Consider the following 409-nt stretch of genomic DNA (forward strand, 5'->3'; position numbering starts at 1 on the left):
GTCACCCGGCTTGCGGGCCGCGGCCGCCGCCGGTTCGACCCGGAGCAGCACGGCCACGTCGGGGCGGGGGAAGCCGCGACGCCGCAGCCACTCCGCGACCCGGTGCCGGCCGTAGCGCAGCCGCAGGTCGACGATCGCGTCGAGCAGCCAGCGGTCGCAGACCACGTGCACGCCCGAGCCCCGCAGCCGTCCGGCGTGCCGGGCGGCGCGGACGCTCGACAGGGCGACCGCCAGCACCCACACACCGTCCAGGGGTCCTCCTCGCTGCTTGCTCGGCCGGGCTGCGGCACCCGAGCCGGGGCCGGCGGGCTCGCCGGACTCGTCGGGGACGGTCGACACCGACCGGTCGCGACGCAGCAGGCGGCGGGCGAGGCGTCCCACGTGCACCAGCAGGCCGAGGTCGGCCCCG

At 79.0% G+C, this 409-nt stretch carries 1 protein-coding gene; it reads right to left on the minus strand.

The features are described from left to right. Positions 1–409, minus strand: a 409-nt coding sequence (locus QWY29_RS19795; RefSeq protein WP_300962955.1) for a hypothetical protein, incomplete at both ends; no start/stop codon positions are given.

Origin of the sequence: Nocardioides abyssi (assembly GCF_030412915.1) — a bacterium.
Classification (GTDB): Bacteria; Actinomycetota; Actinomycetes; order Propionibacteriales; family Nocardioidaceae; genus Nocardioides; species Nocardioides abyssi.